Origin of the sequence: Streptomyces sp. Y1 (genome assembly GCF_041053115.1) — a bacterium.
In the GTDB taxonomy this organism is placed as follows: Bacteria; Actinomycetota; Actinomycetes; order Streptomycetales; family Streptomycetaceae; genus Kitasatospora; species Kitasatospora rubellomurina.
The window spans coordinates 5,623,583-5,643,230 of record NZ_CP163445.1 but is presented as its reverse complement, the minus strand read 5'-3'; the positions used below and the strand labels follow the sequence as shown (position 1 = coordinate 5,643,230).

Genomic DNA, 19,648 nt, shown 5'->3' with positions numbered 1-19,648 from the left:
TTCCGGACAATCGCCGCTCCCGAGCTCACCCGCTCGGCCCCATCCGTTACGCTCGGCCCCATGCACGCGCCCCACAACCACTCCTGGTGGTGGGCCTCCCCCGAGGGTGGCCCACCGATCGCGCGTTCCTAGACGACACGACGGCCGCCCCTCGGGGCGGCCGTCGACGTTGGAACAGACGGCCCTCCGGGAGCGGACCCAGCACCGCCCTCGCCATCCACCCCGGAAGGAAAGCCGTACTGTGACCACCGCCGCCGAGCTGCTCGCCCGTCTCACCGCCCCGGGCGCCCCCGCCTTCGCCCTGCTGCACCGCCGCACGCCCCGGCACGCCCCGGACACCGTCGAGGTGCTGCTGGGCACCGTCGACGCCTACGAGCACCTCGCCGACCTGCCCGTACCCGAGGGCGCCCCGCCCGGCGGCCCGGTGCACGACCTGCTCGCGCTCGTCCCGTACCGGCAGATCCGCGAGCGCGGCTTCGAGGCGCACGACGACGGCACCCCGCTGCTGGCCCTCTCGGTGGCCGAGCAGCACGCCCTGCCCCTGGCCCAACTCGCCGCCGCGCTACCCCAGTTGCCGGTCTCACTGACCGGCGGCGGGTTCGACGTCGACGACGAGACGTACGCCGCGATGGTCCAGCGGGTGATCGAGGAGGAGATCGGCAACGGCGAGGGCGCCAACTTCGTCATCCGCCGCGACTTCCACGCCACGCTGGAGGACTTCTCCCCCGCGCTGGCCCTCACGCTCTTCCGCCGGCTGCTGGAGCAGGAGCGCGGCGCCTACTGGACCTTCCTGGTGCACACGGGCGAACGCGTCCTGGTCGGCGCCTCCCCCGAGGTGCACGTCCGGCAGAGCGGCGGCACCGTCGTGATGAACCCGATCTCCGGCACCTACCGCTACCCGGCCGGCGGCGCCGACCTCGACTCGCTGCTCCAGTTCCTGCACGACCCCAAGGAACTGGAAGAGCTGACCATGGTCGTCGACGAAGAGCTCAAGATGATGTGCACGGTCGGCGACCTCGGCGGCCAGGTCCTCGGCCCACGGCTCAAGGAGATGTCCCACCTCGCGCACACCGAGTACGAGCTGCGCGGCCGCACCTCGATGGACGTCCGCGAGGTGCTGCGCGAGACCATGTTCGCCGCCACCGTCACCGGCAGCCCGGTGCAGAACGCCACCCGGGTCATCAAGCGCTACGAGCCCACCGGGCGCGGCTACTACTCCGGAGCGCTCGCCCTGATCGGCCGCTCCGCCAGCGGCGGGCAGCTGCTCGACTCCCCCATCTGCATCCGCACCGCCGACATCGACGCGGCCACCGGCCGCCTGGTCGTCCGGGCCGGCGCGACGCTCGTGCGCCACTCCGACCCGCACTCCGAGGTCGCCGAGACCCACGCCAAGGCCGCCGGCGTGCTCACCGCCATCGGCGCCCGGCCCGCCACCGCCCGGGTGCCCGGCCCCACCGGCCCCCGGCTCGCCGACGACCACCGGGTGCAGGCCGCGCTCGACTCGCGCCGGGCCGACCTCGCACCGTTCTGGCTGCGGATGCAGTCGCCCGCCGAGGTCACCGAGCCCGAGCCGACCCTGGTCGTCGACGGCGAGGACACCTTCACCGCGATGCTCGCCCACCTGCTCACCTCGCTCGGCCACCAGGTGGGCGTCGTCCGCTTCGACCGGCCCGGCCTGCGCGAGCTGGTCGCGGCGCACCGCGGCCCGCTCGTGCTCGGCCCCGGCCCGGGCGACCCGGCGCTCGCCGACGACCCGAAGATGGCGCTGCTGCGGCCGGTCGTCGCCGACGCCCTGGCCGCCGTCCGCTCCGGCGAGCGGACGGCCCCGCTGCTCGCCGTCTGCCTCAGCCACCAGCTGCTCGCCGCCGAGCTCGGCCTCCCGCTCGCCCGCAAGGCCGTCCCGTACCAGGGGGCGCAGGAGACCGTCGACCTGTTCGGCACCAAGCGGACGGTCGGCTTCTACAACACCTTCACCGCGCGCTGCTCCGACGCCGACGCGGAGCGGCTGGCCGCCCGGGGCGTCGAGGTCGCCCGGGACGCCGCCACCGGGGACGTCCACGCGCTGCGCGGGCCCGGCTTCGCGGGCCTGCAGTTCCACCCCGAGTCGGTGCTCACCCGCGAGGGCGCGGACATCGTCGCGGGCCTGCTGCGCTCCGCGACGGCCGTACGGCGCTGAGCGGTCGGGCGGGGAGCTGTAGCCGGGCCGACTACAGCTCCTCGTCCAGCCCCTGCTCGATCGCGTAGCGCACCAGCTCCACCCGGTTGTGCAGCTGCAGCTTCCCCAGGGTGTTCTGCACGTGGTTCTGCACCGTCCGGTGCGACAGCACCAGCCGGTCGGCGATCTGCCGGTACGACAGGCCCTTCGCCACCAGCCGCAGCACCTCGGTCTCCCGGGCGGTCAGCTTCGGGACGTCCGGCGCCGAGGCCGGGGCCGGCTCGGCGGCCAGCCGGCGGAACTCGCCGAGCACCAGGCCGGCCAGCCCGGGGGTGAACACCGCGTCGCCCACGGCCGTGCGCCGTACGGCGTCCAGCAGCTCCTCCCGCCCGGCCGACTTCACCAGGTACCCGGTCGCCCCGGACTTCACCGCCTCCAGCACGTCCTGGTGCTCGCCGCTGGCCGACAGCACCAGCACCCGCACCGCCGGGTCGTGCGCGACCACCTGGCGGCACACCTCGGCGCCGGGCAGGCTCGGCAGGTTGAGGTCCAGCACGACGACCTGCGGCGAGCTGGCCCGGGCCCGGCGGACGGCCTCCTCGCCGTCCCCGGCCGTGGCCACCACGTCCAGCCCGGCCTCGGCCAGGTCGCGCGAGACGGCCTCGCGCCACATCGGGTGGTCGTCCACCACCATCACCCGCACCGGCCGGTCGGTGCTCGGCTGCTCGGTCGTGCCCTGATCAGTCATCGGGTGGCCTTCCTCGGGACGCGCAGTTCCACCTCGACGCCCTCCCCGGGCGCCGAGTACAGCTCGGCCGTGCCGCCGAGGTCCGCCAGCCGGCCGCGGATCGACTGGGAGACGCCGAGCCGCCCGGCCCGTTCCGCCTCGCCGAGCCTCCCGGGGGCGAAGCCGGGCCCGTCGTCGCGGATGCTGACCGTGACGGCCTCCGGCTCGTCCTCGACCAGGATCCAGGCGCGGGCCGCCTCCCCGGCGTGCCGGCGCACGTTGTCCACGGCCGCGCCGACCGCCGCCGCCAGCTCGCCGGCCGCCGGGCCCGGCAGCAGCACGGGGGTGCCGGGCGCGGACAGCGTGATCCGCTCGTCGGTGTACGGGCGCAGCAGGGCGGTGAGGTCGCCGGGCCCGGCGGCGGTCGGCTCGGCGGCGCGCTGCGCGGGCAGCGGGCCGCCGGTCATCAACGCCCGCAGCGCGCGCTCCTGTTCGCCGGCCAGGCGGCCGAGCTCGGCGAGGCCCTCGGCGCTGCTCCCGGCACCGCTCTCGGTGCCGCGCCGCTGGACCAGGGCGAGCACCTGCAGCACCCCGTCGTGGATGTCCCGGGAGAGCCGCTCGCGCTCCCGGCTGGCGGCCTCGACCTGCAGCGCCCGGGTGAGGGTGGCCTCGCTGGCCCGGGCCAGCTCGACCACGTAGCCGATCGCGCAGCCGGCCGTCAGCAGCAGCACGATGTTGTGGATGTTGTCGCCGGTCGGGCCGCCGTGGCCGAGGATGTTGGCGACGCCGATCACCGAGCCGGAGGCGGCCGCCGGGCGCCAGCCGCCCTTGGCGGCGAAGCCGAGCACCGTGCCGGCCGCGAAGATCGTCGGCAGGGTGGGGGCGCCGTGACTGATCCGCGCCGGGGCGTCGATCATGCCGCTCATCACGATGCCGGTGACGACCAGGGCGAGGTCGAAGCCGAGGACGCACCAGGTGCAGCGGCGCGGGTCGCCGAAGGCGCGGGTGCTGGCGAGCGTCCACAGGGTGAGCGCGCCGAAGTAGATCCAGCCGGAGACGGGGTGCAGGAAGTGCAGGTAGGAGTTGACGTAGCGGAGCAGGGCGTAGCCGAGGGCCAGCACCCGGAAGTAGGAGATGGCCCGCCAGAGCGGCAGTTCGACCGACATGCCCCCGGCGGCGATCGTGCCGCCGACAGCAGCTCTGCCGTGCCCGTCGTCCGTCATCCCCGCCCAGCCCTTCCCCGTCCCCGCCGTGGGGCTCGCCCCGCCGGGCGGGTCAGGCCGACCCGCCCTCCTTCTGCTCGCCCTTCTCCGCGGCGGCCTTCTCGGCCTCCGCCTTCTCCGCTTCGGCCTCGGCCTTCTCGGCCTTGGCGGCGGCCTTGCGCTCGGCGTCCGCCTTCTTCTTGTCGTCCGCGATCTGCCGCTTGGCCGCCGTGGCGTAGATGTCCACGTACTCCTGGCCGGAGAGCCGCATGATCTCGTACATCACCTCGTCCGTCACCGAACGGAGGATGAAGCGGTCGTTCTCCATGCCGTGGTAGCGGGAGAAGTCCAGCGGGCGGCCGATCCGGATGCCCGGGCGGATGCCGAAGTTGGGGATCACCTGGCCGGGCGGCTGCACCTTCTCGGTGTCGATCATCGCGACCGGGATGACCGGCGCGCCGGTGGCCAGCGCGACGCGGGCCAGGCCGCCGACCTTGCCGCGGTACAGCTTGCCGTCCGGCGAGCGGGTGCCCTCGGGGTAGACGCCGAACAGCTCGCCGCGGTCCAGCACCGCGATGGCGCTGCGGATCGCGGCCTCGCCGGCGCCGCGCACGCCCGAGCGGTCCACCGGCAGCTGGCCGACGCCCTTGAAGAAGGCGGCGGTCAGCCGGCCTTTGAGGCCCGGGGTGTTGAAGTACTCGGCCTTCGCGATGAAGGTGACCCGGCGCTTGATCAGCGCGGGGAAGAAGAACGAGTCCGAGAACGACAGGTGGTTGCTCGCGATGATCGCCGCACCCTCGGCGGGGATGTTCTCCTCGCCCTCCAACCACGGCCGGAAGAAGATCCGAAGCAGTGGCGCGACGATCAACTTCATCAGTCGGTAGAACAACCCGGGCCTCCTGTTATGCGGACCGGTCGATCCTAATGCCCCGTGGGCGCGGGCCGTGCCCGGGCCCGCCGTAAGGGGGTGTACGGCCCGGCGCGCGGCGTGGGACGATGCGAATTCCCGCAGCCCGTCCCCCTCCAGCGTCCCCTCCCCCAGCGCCGTCCGCCCGCGAAGGAGCCCGCCCATGCCGCTGCTGCCCGGTGCCGAACCGTACCGCCACCGCGGCGGACGCGTGGGGGTGCTGCTGTGCCACGGCTTCACCGGGTCGCCGGCCTCGCTGCGGCCGTGGGCCGAGGAACTGGCCGCGGCCGGCCTGACCGTCTCGGTGCCGCTGCTGCCCGGACACGGCACCCGCTGGCAGGACCTGCAGCTCACCCGCTGGGAGGACTGGTACGCCGAGGTCGAGCGCGAGCTGCTGGTCCTGGCCGAGGAGTGCGAGCAGGTCTTCGTCTGCGCGCTGTCGATGGGCGGCGCCCTGGCCCTGCGGCTGGCCGCGCTGCACGGCCCGGGGATCAGCGGGCTGGTGCTGGTCAACCCTTCGGTGCGCTCGGACACCCCCGCGAGTGTGCTGCTTCCGGTGCTGCGCCACCTCGTCCCGAGCGTGCCGGGGATCTCGGACGACATCGCCGCACCGGGCGTGACCGAGCACGGCTACGACCGGACGCCGCTGCACGCCGCCTGGTCGCTGGCCCGGCTGTGGCGGGAGGTCCAGCGGCGGCTGCCGGAGGTGACCCAGCCGGTGCTGCTCCTGCACAGTCCGCAGGACCACGTGGTCTCGCCCGCCAACTCGGAACTGGTGCTCGCCCGGATATCCTCGACCGATGTGACGGAGCGGCTGTGCGAGCGCAGCTTCCACGTCGCGACGCTGGACCACGACGCGGCGGAAATATTCGCGGCGAGCCTGGACTTCATCCATCGGCTGGCCCCCGCGGACGCGGCGGGCGTCACCCGGGTCGAATCGGACGATCACCATGGCTGAAGGGCCGGAAGTGCACGAGAGCAGCACGGCGGGCGGCGGGGACGAGGCACCTCGCGAGGACGGCGCGACCAACGGCGGCACGGCCCGGGAGGACGTACCCACGGGCGGTGCGCCCGCGGCGGACGCGCCCACGGGCGCTGCGCCCAGCAGCGAGGCAGAGGCGGACGGCGGCGCGACGCCGCCGCCCGCGGACGGCGGCCCCGCCGCCCCCGCCCGGCCCCGGCCGCACCGGACCCCCGAGCGCAGCCAGGCCGAGCAGGACGAGATCTTCGCCGCCCTGGTCGCCCAGTTCGACGACCCGGTCGACCTGAACAACCCGAACTGGCCCGAGATCGAGAACCTCCGCGCCCAGAAGGAGTTGAAGGGCGGCTACAAGGACGGCCCGGACCGGGAGGCCGACCCCGGCGACCACTCCGACCTCGCCCCGCAGCCCCGCCCCCGTTCCGGCCGGCCGGTGCTCCCGGCGGGCGGCTCGGGCCCGCGCGACTTCGAGCTCGCCGAGGACGGCGACGACGACCACTTCGTCCCGCCGGAGCCCCCGCCGCTGCCGACCGGCGACGTGACCAGCCGGTTCGCCTGGCTGGCGGTGCTCGGCGGCCCGGCGCTGCTGCTGATCGACGCGGTGGTCTGGCAGGAGGTCTCCGGCTGGCCGGCCTGGGTCGGCATCACCGCCTTCCTCGGTGGCTTCGTCACCCTGGTCGCCCGGATGAAGGACCGCGACGACGACGAGCCGGAGGACCCGAACCACGGCGCGGTGGTGTAGGTCCGCGCCCCGAACAGGGCCCAGGCGAACAGGGCCTAGCCTTCGGGCAGTTCGAGCACGGCGAGCACCGGCAGGTGGTCGGTGGCGGCCCGCAGGTCGGCCTCGGTGACGCCGGGCAGCCCGTGCGGGACGCCGCAGCCGAGCACGGTGATCCCGGGCGTGGCGAACACCGCGTCGATCCGCTGGTACGGCCGCTCGGGCACCGAGGTGAACTCGCCGCCCCAGGGCGCGGTCGGGTGGCCGTCCTGCAGCCGGGAGGCCAGCAGCCGCCAGCCCGGCCCGTCCGGGTGCTCGTTGAAGTCCCCCGCCACGATGCCGAGTTCGGCGATCCGCAGCTGGTCGAGCAGCAGCTCGAACTGCCCGTACCGCTCCTCGGCGTCCAGGCTGAGGTGGCAGCTGGTGACGGTGAACGGCGCCGTGCCGGGCAGCCGCAGCAGCGCGCTCGCGAAGCCCCGGGCGTGCAGGCCGCGGGTCTTGGGCAGCAGCCGGTCGTGGACGGCCAGCACCCGCACCGCGCCGGGCCGGCCGAGCAGCAGCGGCCCGGCGGCCGTCCGTCCGCCGCCGGCCAGCACGACCGTCCCGGTGCTCCGGGCCAGCCAGGCCGCCTGGCCCTCCGGCCGCCAGTAGCGCGGCGACTCCTGGACGCAGACCAGGTCGGGCGCGCAGGCCCGGACCACCCGGGCCAGCGCCCGCCGGTCGTCGCGCAGCGAGCGGATGTTGTAGCTGAGCAGGCGCAGCCGGCGCGGGCCGGGCGGCGGCGGTTCGACGGGCGCGGCGGGCATGGTCCTCCCCGGGACGACGGCACTGCCCCCGACCGTAGTCGGACGACGGCGGTTCCCGCCCGGCATGCGTCGGCGGCGGCGCGTCCGGGATTGGTCGGGGCCCGGTCGCACCGCCGCCGGCGGGCTTGGTTCCCCCTGAGGCGAAGGGGGAGCAACCGTCAGGTGCGGGCGAGGTCCGCCGCGCCGACGATGCCGGCCGCGGAGCCCATCGAGGCCAGCACGACCTCGGCGCGGGGGCGGTGCACGCCACCGGTCAGGTAGTGCTCGAAGGCCTTGGCGACCGGGTCGAGCAGGAGCCGGCCGGAGTCGGAGACGCCGCCGCCGAGCACGAACACCGCCGGGTCGAACAGCGCGGCGAGGTCGGCCATGCCGCGGCCGAGCCAGTCGGCGAGCTCGCTGTAGCACTCCAGGGCGAGCGGGTCGCCGGCCTCGGCCGCCTCGGTGATGTGGATGCCGCGGATGGTCTCGGCGACGCCGTCGTTGAGCTCCAGCATCCGCTTGCCGCGCACCGGGTCGGCGGCGGCCTTCTCCCGGCCGTAGCGGCGCAGCGCCCGCCCGGAGCCGTACTGCTCCCAGCAGCCCTTGCCGCCGCAGCCGCACGGCAGGCCGTCCGGGACCATGTTGAGGTGGCCGATCTCGCCGGCCACGCCGAAGCGGCCGCGGTGCAGCCGCCCGTCCAGGACGATGCCGCCGCCGATGCCGGTGCCCACGGTGATCAGCACCATGTCCTGGTGGTCGGCGGCCGCGCCGAAGCGGAACTCGGCCCAGGCCGCGCAGTTGGCGTCGTTCTCGACGACGGTGTCCAGGCCGGTGAGTTCCTCGATCCGGCCGCGCAGCGGCTCGTTCTCCCAGTCGATGTTGGGGGCGAAGATCACCGTCGAGCGGTTGCTGTCGACGAAGCCGGGGGCGCCGACGCCGACCGCGGCGACGCCGGGGTGCTGCTCCTTCAGCTCGCGCACGGCCTGCGCGATGGCGTCGACCGCCCACTGCGGGTCCGCCGGGGTGGGCACCCTGGTCCGGGCGAGGATCGCGCCCGCCTCGTCGACCACGCCTGCCGCGATCTTGGTCCCGCCGACATCGACGCCGATGGTCAGAGCCATGTGTCCCTCAGCTATTCACTCGTTCCCGCTGGACGGAACGGTACCGCCCAACCCAGCCCCCGTACACCTCCCCGCATACATTATCCGAAGACAATTCCGGCCCAACCGGGCCGGAATCCTTTAAAAGTCGTATCAATCTCCCCCCCTCGTGACGCACGCGAGCCAGGTGATCACGCTTCGGAATCTACGGATTCACTGCTTGGCGGAGGGCCCGTCAGGGGTGTCGAGGTCGATCTTCTCCGCGGGGGCGCCCGGGCCGGCCGTCCAGCGGCTCTCGTGGCCGGCCACGGCGGCGCGGTAGGCGGCCAGCAGCTCGGCCCCGGCGGCGGCCAGCCCGGAACCGGCGGCGGCGAGGTGGGCGTAGACCTCCGGCTGCTGGGTGCGCAGGCGGTCGGCCAGCCCGGCGAGGGTGATCAGGGTGTCGGCGCCGGCCGCCTGCGCCTTCTCGCCGACCGCGCCGGCGAAGCGGCGGACCTCGTCCACCAGCGGGCCCAGCTCCGGCCCGAACGGGCTGCCCGGCGCACCGCCGCCCTCGCCGGCCCCGGCCGCGTTCGCGTCGGCGGACGGCTCGACGGGCGGCTCGACGGGCTCGGTACGGTCGTCGGTGCTGGTCATCGCGGGCGCCTCCTCAGCCGTGGCCGCACCGCGCGGCCCCCGCCCCGACGCTACCCGAACGGCCGCAGGGCCCCGGCCGGCCGGAACCGGCCCGCGAAGCCCGCGAAGCCCGCGGCCCCGGCGACGTCGCGAAGTCCGCGGAGCTCAGCCGCGCGGCCAGAGCGCCGGATCCGGCGCGAACCGCACCGCGAGCACCCCGTCGCCCAGCCCGGCCCCCGCCACCGTGCAGCGGCGCAGCGCCGAGGGCAGGGCGAGCACCCGGCGGTGCGTGCCGACCCCGACCACGAGTTCGTCGCCCCGGCGGACCAGGTCCAGCTCGGCGCGGTCGGCGCCGGGCAGGTCGAGGTGCCAGACCAGCAGGCCCTCCTCGGCGAGCCGGTCCTCGACGGCCCAGGGCTGCGGCGCCAGCCGCTCGGGCCCCTCCCCGTCGCCGTACAGCCGCTCGGCGACGGCCTCCAGGGTGGCCTCGGCCGGGCCGGTGACCAGCACCGGCGCGTCGGTCTCGGCGGCGAGCGCGGTCAGCTCCTCCGCCCGGCGGCGGGCCAGCGCGGCCAGCCACGGGTCGGGCGAGTCGACGGCGCCCTCGGGCAGCGCGCCGTGCACCACCACGGCGTCCGGCCGGTGCCCGTGCAGGGCCAGCCCGGCCCGGATCCGGCGCAGTTCCCCGTACGGGTGGCCGTCCGCGGGCACGACGAGCCGGATGCTGGTGCCGGGGTCGGTGATCGCCGCGCGGGACTCGGCGAGGGCCGCGGCGGCCTTGCCGCGCCCCTCGTACAGCCACTCGGCCGGCATCGGGACGCCGGCCAGGCCGGCCAGCAGCGGGCGCAGCGCCCGGGCGGCCTGCCGCTGCTCGGGGACGAGCCGGTCCAGGTAGCGGGTGAGCTGTTCGGGCAGGGCGAGGGTGGCGATGAGTTCGGCGGGCGGCGGGGCGAGCACCACCAGGACGTCGTCGTCGGCGGCGGGCAGGGCGCGCAGCAGGGCGAGCCGGGCGATGCCGGGGAGGGCGGTGAGCTCCTCCGGGTCGAGCCGGTCGGCGCCGAGCAGGTCGAACAGCGGGGAGAGCTTGTCGGTCAGCTCGCCGACCGCGTAGCGGAAGGCGGCCTGTTCGTCGATCCGGGAGACGGTCAGCCCGGGTGCGTACGCGGCCGGTTCGGGCTCCAGGCGGGTGCCGAGCGCGGCGTCGAGCGCGCGGTGCGGGTCGTCGGCGGCGAGCAGCCAGGTGCGGTGGCCGCGCCGGGCGGCGTGCAGGGCGGTGGCGGCGGCCACCGCGGGCGCGCCCGCGTCACCGCTGATCAGGATGGTGCGCTTCGCCGTCATGCCGCCCGGCCCCCGTTCCCGCCGCCGTGTCCCGTTCCCGTTCCCGTTTCCGTTCCCGCTCCGTCAGCTCTTGGCGGCGGTGTCCTCGACGCGCTTCTTCAGGCCGGCCAGCGCGCGGTCGATGATGACCTTCTCGGCCTTGCGCTTGATCATGCCGAGCATCGGGATCTTGACGTCCACGGCGAGCTGGTAGGTGACCTCGGTGCGGCCGCCGGCGACCGGGGCGAGGGTGTAGGAGCCGTCCAGCGAGCGGAGCATCTGGCTGCGGACGAGGGTCCAGGCGCTCTCGCGGTCGCCGTCCCAGGTGTAGGCGAGGACGTGCTCGTCGCGGATGGCACCGGCGTCGAGCAGCAGTCGGACCTCGGAGGCGCGGCCGTCCGGGCCGGTCGCCAGGACCTCGACCTCCTTGACCTCGCCGGTCCAGGCCGGGTAGGCGGCGAAGTCGGCGATCACGGCCATGACCGTGGCCGGGGTCGCGTCGATGGTGATGCTCGACCTGGTGTGCTCCGCCATGGAATGACCCTCCGCGTCGTCCTGCTGCCTGCCGGTCCGGTCGAGTCCCCGCTCGGGCCGGTCCGCCCGGAGCAGGCTACCGCGCCCGGGTGCGGCGCCCGACTGTCGGCCCTACGGGCACGGGCGCCGGCGACGGCCCGGTACCGGGGCGGTACGGGCCCGGCGGCGGCCCGGCGGCGGCCCGGCGACGGCCCGGTCGAGGCATGACGGCAGCTCGGGCGCGGTGGCCGGCGCGGAATGCTACCGACCGGTCACCCCCCGTCTGTCGTAGGGTGCCATTCGAACGACCCGGTCACGGCCTGGTCGAACCCGCCCGGATGTGACACTTCGAACACCGGACCCGACCCCCTGGCCGTAGCCGCCTACCGGGCAGTAACGTCCTGCCGTCCCGCAGCGTCGCGAACGAGGAGCAGTCTTGCTCGACTTCAGCCTTCCGGCCCTCTACCAGGTACCGAGCGGCGGTAACCTCTCCGACCTCGTGCACCAGAACGCCGAGCGGCACCCGGACGTCGCCGTCCTCAGCCGCAAGGTGGACGGCCAGTGGCAGGAGTTGACCGCCGCCCAGTTCCTGGTGGAGGTGCACGCCGCGGCGAAGGGCCTGATCGCCTCGGGCGTGCGCCCGGGCGACCGCGTGGGCATCATGTCGCGGACGCGCTACGAGTGGACGCTGCTGGACTTCGCGATCTGGACGGCCGGGGCGATCGTCGTCCCGGTGTACGAGACCTCCTCCGCCGAGCAGGTCCAGTGGATCCTCGGGGACTCCGGCGCCGTCGCCGTGATCACCGAGACGGACCAGCACCGCCGGACGGTCGAGGACGTCCGCGACCGGCTGCCGGAGCTGAAGCACACCTGGCAGATCGAGCAGGGCGCGATCGCCGCGCTGGCCGAGGCCGGCCGTCAGGTCGCCGACACGACCGTCACCGAGCGCCGCTCGATCGCCACCGCCGACACGATCGCGACCATCGTCTACACCTCCGGCACCACCGGCCGCCCGAAGGGCTGTCAGCTGACGCACGCCAACTTCATGGCCGAGTGCGGCAACGTGGTGGAGCGGCTGGCCCCGCTGTTCCGCACCGGCGAGAGCTCGGTCCTGCTGTTCCTGCCGCTGGCCCACGTGCTCGGCCGGATCGCCGAGATCGCCCCGGCGATGGCGCCGATCAAGCTGGGCCACGTCTCCGACATCCGGGACGTCACCGCCGAGCTGGCCGCCTTCCGGCCGACCCTGATCCTCGGCGTGCCCAGAGTCTTCGAGAAGGTCTACAACACCGCCCGCGCCAAGGCCCAGGCCGACGGCAAGGGCAAGATCTTCGACAAGGCCGCCGAGACCGCGATCGCCTACAGCCGGGCGCTGGACGCCGGCGGCGCGGGCCTGGTCCTGCGGATCAAGCACGCGGTCTTCGACAAGCTGGTCTACAGCAAGCTGCGCGCGGCCCTCGGCGGCCGGGCCACCCACGCGATCTCCGGCGGCGCCCCGCTCGGCGAGCGGCTGGGCCACTTCTACCGGGGCATCGGCTTCACCGTCCTGGAGGGCTACGGCCTGACGGAGACCTGCGCGGCCACTACCTTCAACCCGTGGGACAAGCCGAAGATCGGCACGGTCGGCCAGCCCGTCCCCGGCTCCGCCGTCCGGGTCGGCGACGACGGCGAGGTCTTCTTCAAGGGCCCGCACGTCTTCACCGGCTACTGGAACAACCCGCAGGCCACCGCCGACGCCCTCAAGGACGGCTGGATGGCCAGCGGCGACATCGGCTCGCTGGACTCCGAGGGCTACCTGACCATCACCGGCCGCAAGAAGGAGATCATCGTCACGGCCGGCGGCAAGAACGTCGCCCCGGCCGTGATCGAGGACCGCATCCGGGCGCACGCCCTGGTCGGCGAGGTCATGGTGGTCGGCGACCGCAAGCCGTTCGTCGCCTGCCTCATCACCGTCGACCCGGACTTCTTCCCCAAGTGGAAGGAGCTGAACGGCAAGCCCGCCGGCGCCACCGTCGCCGACCTCGCGGACGACCCGGAGCTGCTGGCCGCGCTGCAGGCCGCCGTGGACGACGGCAACAAGGCGGTCTCGCACGCCGAGGCGGTCAAGAAGTTCCGCCTGCTGGACACCGAGTTCTCCGAGGAGAGCGGCCACCTGACGCCCTCGCTGAAGCTCAAGCGCAACCTGGTGCTGAAGGACTTCGCGGCCGACGTGGAGGCCATCTACCAGAAGTAGCGCACGCGTACCGAGAGGGCCCCGGACACCGTCCGGGGCCCTCTCGGTACGTCAGCCGTCAGCCGTCAGCCCGCCAGCAGCGAGGTCAGCCGCCCGGCCAGCAGGTCCCAGCGCCAGGAGCGCTCCACCCAGCGCCGCCCGGCCTCGCCCATGCTCCGGCGCAGCTCCTCGTCCCGCAGCAGCCGGACGATCCGCTCCGCGGCCGCCGCGGCCGAGCCGCCGGGCACCACGTACCCCGTCTCGCCCTCCAGCACGGCGTCGGGCGCGCCGCCGGAGTCCCCCGCGACCACCGGCAGGCCGGTCGCCGAGGCCTCCAGGTAGACGATCCCCAGCCCCTCCACGTCCAGCCCGCCGCGCCTGGTGCGGCAGGGCATCGCGAAGACGTCCCCGGCCCCGTAGTGGGCGGGCAGCTCCTCCCACGGCACCGAGCCGGTGAACCGCACCGAGGCCCGCACGCCCCGGGCGTCCGCCAGCTTCTCCAGGTCCGCCCGGTACGGGCCGCCGCCGACGATCAGCAGCACGGCGTCCGGCACGTCGGCCAGGATCTGCGGCATCGCCTCGATCAGGGTGTCCTGGCCCTTGCGCGGCACCAGCCGGGAGACGCAGACCACCACCGGCCGGTCGGCCAGGCCGAGCCGCCGGCGCACCTCGGCGCCGCCGGACCCGGGGTGGAAGGCCGTCTCGTCCACGCCGGGCGGCAGCTGCACCATCCGGGCCGCGGCCTGCGGCCCGACCGCGCCGGCGATCCGCGAGCGGGTGTACTCGCCGAGGTAGGTCAGCACGTCGGTGCCCGCGCCGATCCGGCGCAGCAGCTGCCGGGAGCCGGGCAGCTGGGCCCAGGCGGCCTCGTGGCCGTGCGTCATGCCGAGCAGCCGGTCGGCGCCGGCCCGGCGCAGCGCGGGGGCCATCAGGCCGAGCGGGGCGGCGGCGCCGAACCACACCGAGTCGCACTTCTCGGCGCGCAGGATCTCGGCGGCCCGCCGGGTGACCCGCGGTGTGGGAACCATCACCTTCGTGCGGTCCCGGATCACCGGGAACGGCTGCTCGGCGTCGAAGCTCCGCACCTCGCTGCCGTCCCGCCAGGTGGAGGCGTAGACCACGACGCTTCCTGCGGGCTGACGGACGGCCATGTTGTGGACGAAGGCCTGGATGCCACCCGGGCGGGGCGGGAAGTCGTTGGTGACGATCAAGGTTCTGTGCATCGGGCCACGGCTCGCTCGGTAGGGGGTGCTCGGCGCACCGCTGGGTGATCCGTACGATAGGTCAACACCATGGCCCGCCGGGAACGGAACCGAACACGGCAACCGTTTGACCCCCGGGTCAGTCCTCATACCTAGGCCGCCTGCAAGGGGGCGCGGCCCGGGCGTCCGTCGGCACGACGCCTCCGGCGAGGACGTCCGAGACGAACGAGGGAGCGCAGTGGAATTGGCCCCGGCCACCGAGCCCGGTTCTTCGCGCGGCCGTCTCGGCCGCCCGCTCGGGGCGCTCGCCGCGCTCGGGGTGACCTGGCTGGCGACCAGGGCGGTGCTGATCCTCGCGATGACCGGGGTCCTGAAGGCGCCGGGCGGCGACGTCAGCGCCGACGTCTGGATGATCTACCACGCCTGGTACGGCGTGCTGCAGACCGGCACCTTCCCGTTCGACGACGTGACCTGGCAGTACCCGCCGGGCGCCGCCCTGGTGATCCTGCTGCCGGGCCTGCTGCCCTGGTCGTACCTGGTGTCGTTCTGGGTGATCTGCGGGATCACCGACGCCGTCGCGACGGTGCTGCTGGTGCGGACCGGCCTGCGCAGGGGCCGGGCGCTGACCGGCGCCTGGATGTGGGTGGTGGGCGTCCCGCTGCTCGGCCCGATGATCTACAACCGCTTCGACCTGATCGTCACCGCGATCGCGCTGGCCGGGCTGCTGGCGCTGGTGCGGCGCCCGGCGGTCGGCGGGCTGCTGCTGGGCCTGGGCGGCATCGTCAAGCTCTGGCCGCTGATCGGCCTGATCGGCACCCCGTCCGGCCGCCGCACCCGCCGCTCCTGGACGCTGGCGGCGGCGACCGCCGTCTCGGTGGGCTTCCTGCTGGCGGCCGGGATGAACGGCGCCTTCGGCTTCCTGGCGTTCCAGAAGGAGCGCGGCATCGAGGTGGAGTCGGTCGGCGCGCTGCCGCTGCACATCGCCCGGATCGCCGGCGGCTGGGACGGCCGGGTCACCATGAACTACGGCTCCCCCGAGATGCTCGGGCCGTGGGTCAGCGTGATCAGCAAGGTGATGCTGGCCGGCACCGTGCTGGGCTTCGGCTGGCTGCTGCTCTGGCGCTTCACCGCCAAGCGCCGCAACGCGGCCACCATGTACGACGCGGCGCTGTGCGCGCTGCTGATCTTCGTGGTGACCAGCCGGGTGATCAGCCCGCAGTACCTGGTCTGGCTGGTCGGCGTGGCGGCGGTCTGCCTGACGGTGCGCGGCAGCAGCCAGCGGCCGGTGGCGCTGCTGATCCTGCTGGCCTGCCCGCTGACCCTGGCCGAGTTCCCCACCATGTTCACCCAGGTGCTGGCCAGCGACCCGGGGGCGATCGCCCTGCTCGGCACCCGCAACCTGCTGCTGCTGGCCGCCGCGGTCCTCTCCGGCGTCCGGCTGTGGCGGGCCACCCGCGGCCCGGCGCAGCTGCCGGCCACGGTGGTGCTGGCCCCGCCCGAGCCGGTGTCGGCCGGCTACCCGGTCCGCCCGGGGATCGCGTACGAGCAGGACCTGCTCGACGGCATCGACCACCCGGGCACCGCGGCGGCCGAGCGGCGCTGAGGACCCCGGCCCCGTCCGGCCTGACGGGGCCCGGCGTTCAACGCCCCAGCGCGGCCACCTCGTCCAGCCAGAGCCGGGTGAACTCGGCCAGCCCGACGCCCAGTTCGGCGCGCAGCAGCCGGTCGGTGCGGCGCTCGCGGTCCTCGCCCGCGCCGTCCCCGGCGCCGACCGCGCGGTAGAAGGCGACCAGCCGCTGCGGCCCGTACCGGCGGTCGATCAGCCGGCAGGCGAGCCAGGACTGCTCGTACGCCTGGGCGATGCCCTCGGCGCCGGCCGCGAAGTCCCGGTCGGCGGGCAGCGCGGCGGGCAGCTTCCCGGCGGCGACGTCCCGGGCCAGCTCGGGGGCGATCTGCCGCGGGCTGCGGCCGGAGCCCCGGTAGGCCGTCCAGTCGGCGGCGCCCTCGGAGAGCCACAGCGGCGTCCAGGCGCGGGTGTCGGCCCTGGTGGCGACGTGGGTGGTCTCGTGGGTGAGGACGACCTGGCGGCCGAAGTCGCTGAGCGCGCGGTACGTCTCCGGGTTGACCAGCACCCGGTCCGCCGGGGTGTGCCAGGGCGCGCCGGGCGCCGCCACGGTGACCGCCGCCATGCCCGTCCAGCCGGTCGGGTCGGCTTCCAGCAGCCGGGCGAACTGCGCTTCGGTGGCGGGCAGTTCGAGCAGCAGTCGGCCCGGCCAGGCGGTGCCCCAGAGTTCGCTGACGGCCGGCGCCGCGTGGTCCCCCAGGGCGGCCAGGGCGGCGAGCGTCGGCCCGTCCGCGAGGCCCAGCACCAGGCAGTGCGCGCCGGCCGCGGACCGGGCGGCGCCGAGGTCCCAGAGCGCCGGGGGCCCGCTCGTGCTCTCCTCGTGCTCGACCTGCCAGCCGTCCCCGGCCCGGGCCAGGTCGATCCGGCGCGGGTACACCACGGGGTAGTCGTCGTAGCCGGCGACCTGGACGGCGAGGTCGGCGGCGACGGTCAGCCGGTCCGCCCCGGGCGCTTCCGGCGACAGCACCAGGTTGCGGTAGACCGCCCCGGTCAGCGGCACCCCGGCCAGGCCGGGCAGCGCCGCCGCGCGGGCCGTCAGCAGCGCCGTCACCCGGGCCAGCAGGTCTGCCGCGGGCCGCGCGGGCGCGGCCGGGGAGGCCGGCGGCAGCGACAGCTGGGCCAGCCCGCCGGCCGCGAGCAGCAGCGCGCCGCGCCGGGACAGCGGGCGGCGGGGAGGATCCTCGGCTATCGGGTCGGAGGTCGCCGCTCTCAGAGCCGGACCACCCCCGAGACCGGCATGGCGTTGACGCTCTCGTAGCGGACCTTCGCGCCCGGGTAGGGGGCGTGCACGATCACCCCGCCGCCGGCGTACATGCCGACGTGGTGCATGTCCCGGTAGAAGATCACCAGGTCTCCCGGCCGCGCTTCGGAGAGGCTGATCCGCTGCCCGGCGGACGCCTGGGCCTGCGAAGTGCGCGGCAGGGTCACTCCGGCCTGCCGCCAGCTGTAGTACATCAGACCGGAGCAGTCGAACGCACGGGGCCCGGTGGAGCCGTACACGTACGGCGAGCCGATCATCCGCACCGCGGCGGCCAGCGCGGCGGCCCCGCGCTCGGAGGCGGGCGGGGCGGTGCCGAGGTCCAGCCGGTCGGTGCCGCGGGTGGCGCGCTGCTCGGCCTCCCGGGCGTCCTGGGCGCTCATCCTGGCCCGTTCGGCCGCGCCCAGGCCGTTGAGCAGCTTCTGCGCCTTGGCGAGCCGCTGCTGGATCTGCTGCTTGCTGTCGGCCAGGGTGCGGCGGGACTCCTCCAGTGCGGCGAGCTTGCCGCCGGCCTCGGCGCGGCGCTGGTCGAGCCGGCGCTGACGGGTGACCAGCTCGTGCAGGGTCTCCTGCTGGCGGGTGGCGGCCTGGCCGAGCGTGCGGGCCCGGGAGAGGTAGCCCTCCGGGTCGCTGGAGAGCATCAGCTGGGCGGTCTGCGCCAGGCCGCCGCCGCGGTACTCGGCGCCGGCCACGGTGGCGAGGTCGCCGCGCAGCTGGTTGAGCTGGTCCTGGGCGGTGGCGATCTCGCCCTGGAGGGTGGTGGTCTCGCCCTGGAGGCGCCGCTGGGCGTCCTGCGCCGCGTTGTACTTCTCGGACGCCTGCTCGGCCTCGTCGTACAGCTGCTCCACCTGCGCCTTGACGTCCTTGCGGTCGGGCGCGTCCGGGCCTCCGGGGGCGGCCTGCGCGGAGCCGGCGGTCGTCACCCCGAGGGCGGTGGTGGCGGCCGCGGTCAGCACCAGCGCGCGGGCGAGCAGTTGGGAACGTCGATGCACGGGCATGGCGGCAGCGGCTCCAATCCTGCGGCGCGGCCCCGCCGCCGCACCGGAACGGGCGGCCCTGGAGCGGGAGTCCGGTGGCAGACGTTAGCGAGTCCGGGCAATCGAGTCCAAACCCCCACCGGTGCGAATATTCGCCCACCAATCGGACATCAGGACGAGCCGCCGACAAAGCCGCAGGCCCGGCCTTCCGTGGGGAAGGCCGGGCCTGACGGGAGCTCCGCGGGATCAGACCCGCACGATGGAGGCGAGCGGCATGTTGGAGACCGCCTCGTAGCGCACCACGGCGCCCGGCTTCGGCGCGTGCAGCACCTGGCCGTTGCCGGCGTAGATGCCGACGTGGTGGGCGTCGCCGAAGAAGATCAGCAGGTCGCCGGGCTGAGCCTGGGACAGGTCGGAGCCGATCCGGGTGCCGGCGCCGGCCTGCTCCTGCGAGGTGCGCGGCAGCGAGACGCCGGCCTGGTTGAAGGCCCACTGCATCAGGCCGGAGCAGTCGAACGAGCCCGGGCCGGTGGCGCCGTAGACGTACGGGCTGCCGAGCTTGGAGGCGGCGTACTGGAGCGCCGCGGCACCGTGCGAGCTGCCGGGGGCGACGGAGACCGGCGCCGACGACGCGGAGAGGTCGCTGCGGCTGCTGTCGCGCGAGGCGCGGTCGGCGGCCGGCTGCGCGGGCTTCGCGGCGGCGTCCGCCTTGGCCTTGGCATCGGCGGCGGCCTTCGCCTCGGCGGCGGCCAGCTGCTGGCGCTCCTGCTCGGTCAGCGTGTTGAGCAGGTCCTGGGCCGCCTTGAGCTTGCCCTGGACCTCCTCCTTGTCCGACTTGAGCTGCTTGGTGGTGGACTCCAGCTCGTTGAGCTTGCCCTGGGCCTCGTTGCGGTCCTGGTCGAGCTTGCGCTGCTGGTCCTGGAGTTCCTTCAGCTGGTTCTTCTGGGTGCCGCCGACCTGGTTCAGGGTGCCGGCCTGGCTGAGGAAGGTGTCCGGGCTGGAGTTGAACATCAGCTGGACGGTCGGCGAGATGCCGCCGTTGCGGTACTGCTCGCCGGCGATCTCGGCGAGGCCGCCCTGCAGGTCGGTGACCTGGCCCTGCTGGCGGGCGATCTTGTCCTGCAGGCCGGAGACCTGCTTCTGCAGCTCCTGCTGCTTCTCCTGCGAGGCGTTGTACTTCTCGGTCGCCTGCTCGGCCTGCTCGTTGAGCTTGTCGACCTGCTCCTTGACCTGGTCCTTGGTCGGCTGCGGGTCGGCGTGCGCACCCTGCGCGGAGAGGGCGACGGCAGCGGCGGCGACGCCGGTCAGGATCGAGACGCGGGCGCGGCCGGCGGGCTTGGGACGACGATGGGACGCCACG

17 protein-coding genes are annotated in these 19,648 nt (G+C 74.8%); 5 read left to right on the top strand and 12 right to left on the bottom strand.

The window, feature by feature from the left end; genetic code table 11:
• Nucleotides 1-241: 241 nt before the first annotated feature.
• The gene (locus tag AB2U05_RS24470; protein WP_045692156.1) at nt 242-2,176 is read left to right on the top strand and encodes an anthranilate synthase family protein; all 1,935 of its coding nucleotides are present in this window, start codon (nt 242-244) and stop codon (nt 2,174-2,176) included.
• Between the two features lie 31 nt (nt 2,177-2,207).
• On the opposite strand, the gene AB2U05_RS24465 is transcribed toward AB2U05_RS24470, so the two are convergent.
• The 3 genes from AB2U05_RS24465 to AB2U05_RS24455 are packed head-to-tail and all read right to left on the bottom strand — an operon-like array spanning nt 2,208 to nt 4,973.
• Nucleotides 2,208-2,903: a response regulator transcription factor gene (locus AB2U05_RS24465; protein ID WP_045692157.1), complete on the bottom strand. Its 696-nt coding sequence runs from the start codon at nt 2,901-2,903 to the stop codon at nt 2,208-2,210.
• On the bottom strand, nt 2,900-4,105 hold the full coding sequence (gene macS, locus AB2U05_RS24460) for a MacS family sensor histidine kinase (protein WP_369184264.1): 1,206 nt from the start codon (nt 4,103-4,105) through the stop codon (nt 2,900-2,902). The genes AB2U05_RS24465 and macS overlap by 4 nt, the downstream gene beginning before the upstream one ends.
• 52 nt (nt 4,106-4,157) lie before the next feature.
• Nucleotides 4,158-4,973: a lysophospholipid acyltransferase family protein gene (locus AB2U05_RS24455; protein WP_369184263.1), complete on the bottom strand. Its 816-nt coding sequence runs from the start codon at nt 4,971-4,973 to the stop codon at nt 4,158-4,160.
• 181 nt (nt 4,974-5,154) lie between these two features.
• On the opposite strand from AB2U05_RS24455, the gene AB2U05_RS24450 reads away from it, so the two are divergent.
• Together AB2U05_RS24450 and AB2U05_RS24445 are read left to right on the top strand one after the other, a co-directional pair.
• Nucleotides 5,155-5,949 (top strand): alpha/beta hydrolase, encoded by a 795-nt coding sequence (locus AB2U05_RS24450; protein ID WP_369184262.1) that lies wholly within the window; start codon nt 5,155-5,157, stop codon nt 5,947-5,949.
• A 10-nt stretch (nt 5,950-5,959) separates the two neighbouring features.
• A complete protein-coding gene (locus tag AB2U05_RS24445; protein ID WP_369184261.1) occupies nt 5,960-6,712 on the top strand; it encodes a hypothetical protein in 753 nt (250 codons plus the stop codon).
• A 35-nt stretch (nt 6,713-6,747) separates the two neighbouring features.
• Here AB2U05_RS24445 and AB2U05_RS24440 read toward each other — a convergent pair whose 3' ends face one another.
• The 5 genes from AB2U05_RS24440 to AB2U05_RS24420 all read right to left on the bottom strand — a co-directional run bounded on the left by AB2U05_RS24440 (nt 6,748) and on the right by AB2U05_RS24420 (nt 11,039).
• Nucleotides 6,748-7,494: an endonuclease/exonuclease/phosphatase family protein gene (locus AB2U05_RS24440; protein WP_045692160.1), complete on the bottom strand. Its 747-nt coding sequence runs from the start codon at nt 7,492-7,494 to the stop codon at nt 6,748-6,750.
• 158 nt (nt 7,495-7,652) lie between these two features.
• Nucleotides 7,653-8,594, bottom strand: a complete 942-nt coding sequence (locus tag AB2U05_RS24435) for an ROK family glucokinase (protein WP_045692161.1) — start codon at nt 8,592-8,594, stop codon at nt 7,653-7,655.
• 192 nt (nt 8,595-8,786) lie between these two features.
• Nucleotides 8,787-9,209: a DUF5304 family protein gene (locus AB2U05_RS24430; RefSeq protein ID WP_369184260.1), complete on the bottom strand. Its 423-nt coding sequence runs from the start codon at nt 9,207-9,209 to the stop codon at nt 8,787-8,789.
• A 144-nt stretch (nt 9,210-9,353) separates the two neighbouring features.
• Complete coding sequence (locus AB2U05_RS24425; RefSeq protein ID WP_045692162.1) at nt 9,354-10,526, bottom strand: ArsA family ATPase; 1,173 nt, start codon at nt 10,524-10,526, stop codon at nt 9,354-9,356.
• A gap of 63 nt (nt 10,527-10,589) precedes the next feature.
• Entirely contained in the window at nt 10,590-11,039 is a 450-nt protein-coding gene (locus tag AB2U05_RS24420) for an SRPBCC family protein (RefSeq protein ID WP_045692163.1), read from the bottom strand.
• Nucleotides 11,040-11,454: 415 nt separating this feature from the next.
• On the opposite strand from AB2U05_RS24420, the gene AB2U05_RS24415 reads away from it, so the two are divergent.
• Complete coding sequence (locus tag AB2U05_RS24415; protein ID WP_045692164.1) at nt 11,455-13,248, top strand: long-chain fatty acid--CoA ligase; 1,794 nt, start codon at nt 11,455-11,457, stop codon at nt 13,246-13,248.
• 65 nt (nt 13,249-13,313) lie between these two features.
• Here the strand turns inward: AB2U05_RS24415 and AB2U05_RS24410 are convergent, their stop codons facing one another.
• A complete protein-coding gene (locus AB2U05_RS24410; protein WP_369184259.1) occupies nt 13,314-14,450 on the bottom strand; it encodes a glycosyltransferase family 4 protein in 1,137 nt (378 codons plus the stop codon).
• A 217-nt stretch (nt 14,451-14,667) separates the two neighbouring features.
• On the opposite strand from AB2U05_RS24410, the gene AB2U05_RS24405 reads away from it, so the two are divergent.
• Complete coding sequence (locus tag AB2U05_RS24405) at nt 14,668-16,032, top strand: glycosyltransferase 87 family protein (protein WP_244178575.1); 1,365 nt, start codon at nt 14,668-14,670, stop codon at nt 16,030-16,032.
• 37 nt (nt 16,033-16,069) lie between these two features.
• Here AB2U05_RS24405 and AB2U05_RS24400 read toward each other — a convergent pair whose 3' ends face one another.
• The 3 genes from AB2U05_RS24400 to AB2U05_RS24390 all read right to left on the bottom strand — a co-directional run bounded on the left by AB2U05_RS24400 (nt 16,070) and on the right by AB2U05_RS24390 (nt 19,647).
• Nucleotides 16,070-17,104 (bottom strand): hypothetical protein, encoded by a 1,035-nt coding sequence (locus tag AB2U05_RS24400; protein ID WP_369184258.1) that lies wholly within the window; start codon nt 17,102-17,104, stop codon nt 16,070-16,072.
• A 158-nt stretch (nt 17,105-17,262) separates the two neighbouring features.
• Nucleotides 17,263-18,309, bottom strand: coding sequence for a C40 family peptidase (locus tag AB2U05_RS24395; protein WP_045692167.1), 1,047 nt, complete (start codon nt 18,307-18,309; stop codon nt 17,263-17,265).
• Nucleotides 18,310-18,534: 225 nt separating this feature from the next.
• Nucleotides 18,535-19,647: an NlpC/P60 family protein gene (locus tag AB2U05_RS24390; protein WP_045692168.1), complete on the bottom strand. Its 1,113-nt coding sequence runs from the start codon at nt 19,645-19,647 to the stop codon at nt 18,535-18,537.
• Between the last annotated feature and the right edge of the window lies 1 nt (nt 19,648).

Excerpts from the sequence above, each read along its gene's own strand:
- AB2U05_RS24425 (WP_045692162.1), bottom strand. The coding sequence starts at position 10,526 with ATGACGGCGAAGCGCACCATCCTGATCAGCGGTGACGCGGGCGCGCCC.
- AB2U05_RS24395 (WP_045692167.1), bottom strand. The coding sequence starts at position 18,309 with ATGCCCGTGCATCGACGTTCCCAACTGCTCGCCCGCGCGCTGGTGCTG.
- AB2U05_RS24440 (WP_045692160.1), bottom strand. The coding sequence starts at position 7,494 with ATGCCCGCCGCGCCCGTCGAACCGCCGCCGCCCGGCCCGCGCCGGCTG.
- AB2U05_RS24420 (WP_045692163.1), bottom strand. The coding sequence starts at position 11,039 with ATGGCGGAGCACACCAGGTCGAGCATCACCATCGACGCGACCCCGGCC.
- AB2U05_RS24465 (WP_045692157.1), bottom strand. The coding sequence starts at position 2,903 with ATGACTGATCAGGGCACGACCGAGCAGCCGAGCACCGACCGGCCGGTG.
- macS (WP_369184264.1), bottom strand. The coding sequence starts at position 4,105 with ATGACGGACGACGGGCACGGCAGAGCTGCTGTCGGCGGCACGATCGCC.
- AB2U05_RS24450 (WP_369184262.1), top strand. The coding sequence starts at position 5,155 with ATGCCGCTGCTGCCCGGTGCCGAACCGTACCGCCACCGCGGCGGACGC.
- AB2U05_RS24410 (WP_369184259.1), bottom strand. The coding sequence starts at position 14,450 with ATGCACAGAACCTTGATCGTCACCAACGACTTCCCGCCCCGCCCGGGT.
- AB2U05_RS24430 (WP_369184260.1), bottom strand. The coding sequence starts at position 9,209 with ATGACCAGCACCGACGACCGTACCGAGCCCGTCGAGCCGCCCGTCGAG.
- AB2U05_RS24435 (WP_045692161.1), bottom strand. The coding sequence starts at position 8,594 with ATGGCTCTGACCATCGGCGTCGATGTCGGCGGGACCAAGATCGCGGCA.